Here is a 3,217-nt window from a genome sequence, read left to right on the forward strand (position 1 = left end):
ACCTGAAGCCGATGAACTGCCCGATGCACAACCTGATATTCAACGCACGGGGTCGCTCCTACCGGGAATTGCCACTGCGACTGTTCGAATTCGGTTCGGTGTACCGCTACGAGAAATCGGGTGTCATCCACGGCTTGACCCGCGTACGCGGTATGACGCAGGACGACGCACACATCTACTGCACCAAAGAGCAGATGCGCGGGGAGCTGACCTCCACACTGAACTTCGTGCTCGGTCTGCTCAAGGACTACGGCCTCGACGACTTCTACCTCGAACTCTCGACCCGCAACCCCGACAAGTTCGTTGGTTCGGATGAGATCTGGGATGAGGCGACAGCCACCCTCGCCGAGGTCGGCGAAGCATCCGGACTGCGTCTGGTGCCCGACCCGGGCGGCGCCGCGTTCTACGGTCCGAAGATCTCCGTACAGGTCAAGGACGCGCTCGGTCGCAACTGGCAGATGTCGACCATTCAGCTCGACTTCAACCTGCCCGAGCGGTTCGAGATGGAATACACCGGGTCCGACGGTTCAAAACACCGTCCGGTGATGATCCACCGGGCACTGTTCGGGTCCATCGAACGGTTCTTCGGTGTGCTGACCGAGCACTACGCGGGCGCCTTCCCGGCCTGGCTGTCGCCGGTGCAGGTGGTCGGTATCCCGGTGGCCGATGCGTTTGTTCCGCATCTGGAAGATGTTGTGGCACAGCTCAAGTCGAATGGCATCCGGGCCGAGGTCGATCAGTCCGACGACCGGATGCAGAAGAAGATCCGCAATCACACCACGGGTAAGGTCCCGTTCATGCTGCTGGCCGGCGAGCGCGACGTCGAGGCCGGCGCGGTGAGCTTCCGGTTCCGGGACGGCACCCAGGTCAACGGCATACCGGTCGCCGACGCCGTCCGCATCATCACGGACTGGACACTCGCCAGGCGCAACGAGTCGCCGACCGCAGCGTTGATCGAGGACTTGGATCTGAGCGAGGCGCCGGCGTGATCCGCGACGAGGGGCCGGGGCAACCCGATCGCCTGCAGCGGCTGTGGAGCCCACACCGCATGTCCTACATCACCGCTGCGCCACGCGCCGGATCCGGCAACGGTGACGGCGCCGATTCGTCGGCGAAGTCGGTGCATCCCTTCATCGACATCCCGCGGATGTCCGACGAGTCGGGTCTCATGGTCGCCCGCGGCGACACGGTGTACGCGGTCCTGAACCTCTACCCGTACAACCCAGGGCACGCGATGATCGTCCCGTACCGTCAGGTCGCCGATCTCGAGGACCTCACCGAGGCCGAGAGCCGCGAGCTGATGGTGTTCACGCAGAAGATGATCCGTGCCATCAAGTCCGTCTCGAACCCGGATGCGTTCAACGTCGGCCTCAACCTCGGTACCGCGGCCGGCGGGTCGTTGGCCGAACATCTGCATCAGCACGTGGTACCCAGATGGGGTGGCGACGCCAACTTCATCACCGTGATCGGTGAGACCAAGGTGATGCCGCAACTGCTCCGCGACACCAGGGCGTTGCTGGCGGAAGCCTGGCTGAAGCTGCAGGATTGACGCCGGAGTACCCGATGAAGAACTTTCTGATGAGAGCGTGCTGAGTTTATGTTGAGTGTGCTGGGGCGCGCGTCGGTGTCGAAGGTCACGCTTCCGCTGGGCCGGGCGCTGATCAAAACCGGCCTGACACCCGATGCGATGACGATGATCGGCACCGCCGCGACCATCGCGGCCGCGGTCACCCTGTTCCCGATGGGCTACCTGTTCGTCGGCACGTTGGTGATCTGGTTCTTCGTGATGTTCGACATGCTCGACGGTGCGATGGCCCGGGCGCGCGGCGGCGGTACGAAGTTCGGTGCCGTCCTCGACTCCACGTGCGATCGCCTCGCGGACGGTGCGATCTTCGCCGGCCTCGGCTGGTGGTGCCTGGTGGAGGAACCCAGCAAACCGCTGTTTGTCGCGACGATGATCTGCCTGGTCACCTCACAGGTGATCTCGTACGCCAAGGCGCGCGCCGAGGCCAGTGGTCTGAACGGCGACGGCGGACTGATCGAGCGTCCGGACCGGCTGATCATCGTGTTGGTGGGCTCGGGGCTCACCGGTCTCGGACTGCCGTGGGCCATCCACATCGCGATGTGGCTGCTGGCCGTGGGCAGCGTGATCACCGTCTTCCAGCGGATGTGGTCGGTGTACAAGTCGCCCGGTGCCACCGATCTGATCCCGATCCAGACACCGTCGCCGAAAGCCGGCGGGCCGACCGAGTGAGCGGGCTCACCGAACGGCTTGCCGATGTCGGTTACGCCTCCGGCTGGTCGCTGGTCCGGCACCTTCCCGAAGGTGCCGCACGGGCGATCTTCGACCGGGTGGGCACGGTGGCCGGCAGCCGCGGAGGCGGCCCCGACCAGTTGCGCAAGAACCTCGCCCGAGTGCTCGGCTGCACACCCGCCGACGTGCCCGACGATCTGATGCGGGACTCGATGCGCTCGTACCTGCGGTACTGGCGAGAGGCCTTCCGGATGCCGTCCATGGATCTGGCGACCGCGGCCTCGCGCGTATGCATGCCCGATGCCGACCGCGACCGCTTCATGACCGCCCTCGACAAGGGCAAGGGCCTGATCTTCGCATTGCCCCACAGCGGCAACTGGGACGCGGCCGGTGTGTGGCTGGTTCAGAATGTGGGGGAGTTCTCGACCGTTGCCGAACGTCTGAAACCGGATTCGTTGTTCGAGCGTTTCGTCCGCTACCGGGAAAGCCTGGGCTTCGAGATCTTCCCGCTCAGCGGTGGCCAGACGCCGCCGTACCCACAACTGGCGGCGCGCCTGCGCGCCGGCGGTGTGGTGTGCTTGCTCGGTGAGCGTGATCTCGCCAAACACGGTGTCCCGGTGACGTTCTTCGGAGAGAAGACCCGGATGCCCGCCGGGCCGGCCAAACTCGCCATCGAGACCGGTGCCGCACTGATCCCGGTGCACCACTGGTTCACCGGTCCCGACACTTCTCAGATCTCGTGCGGTGAGCCCATCGACGCCTCCGGCGGTATCGACGCGACCACGCAGGCCCTGGCCGCGGTGTTCGAGACCAATATTGGTGCGCACCCGGCCGATTGGCACATGCTCCAGCCGCTGTGGGAGGCCGACTGGTCATCGAACCGGCGTCGTCTCATCGAGGAGGGGAGAGGCTGATGAAGATCGGCATGATCTGCCCGTATTCCTTCGACATCCCCGGCGGGGT

Annotated in this window: 4 protein-coding genes; all 4 read left to right on the forward strand. The window is 65.1% G+C overall.

The window, feature by feature from the left end; genetic code table 11:
* A partial coding sequence (gene thrS, locus VIQ49_RS05265; protein WP_331881624.1) for a threonine--tRNA ligase occupies positions 1-989 on the forward strand: 989 nt, incomplete at its 5' end.
* Positions 986-1,549, forward strand: coding sequence for an HIT domain-containing protein (locus VIQ49_RS05270; RefSeq protein WP_331881627.1), 564 nt, complete (start codon positions 986-988; stop codon positions 1,547-1,549). The genes thrS and VIQ49_RS05270, both read left to right, overlap by 4 nt.
* 48 nt (positions 1,550-1,597) lie before the next feature.
* Entirely contained in the window at positions 1,598-2,254 is a 657-nt protein-coding gene (gene pgsA / locus VIQ49_RS05275) for a phosphatidylinositol phosphate synthase (RefSeq protein WP_331881630.1), read from the forward strand.
* On the forward strand, positions 2,251-3,168 hold the full coding sequence (locus VIQ49_RS05280) for a phosphatidylinositol mannoside acyltransferase (protein WP_331881632.1): 918 nt from the start codon (positions 2,251-2,253) through the stop codon (positions 3,166-3,168). The genes pgsA and VIQ49_RS05280 overlap by 4 nt, the downstream gene beginning before the upstream one ends.
* Positions 3,169-3,217 lie beyond the last annotated feature (49 nt).

Origin of the sequence: Williamsia sp. (genome assembly GCF_036566845.1) — a bacterium.
Lineage (GTDB): Bacteria > Actinomycetota > Actinomycetes > Mycobacteriales > Mycobacteriaceae > Williamsia.

Coding starts and splice junctions, on each gene's coding strand:
- pgsA (WP_331881630.1), top strand. CDS start 1,598: ATGTTGAGTGTGCTGGGGCGCGCGTCGGTGTCGAAGGTCACGCTTCCG.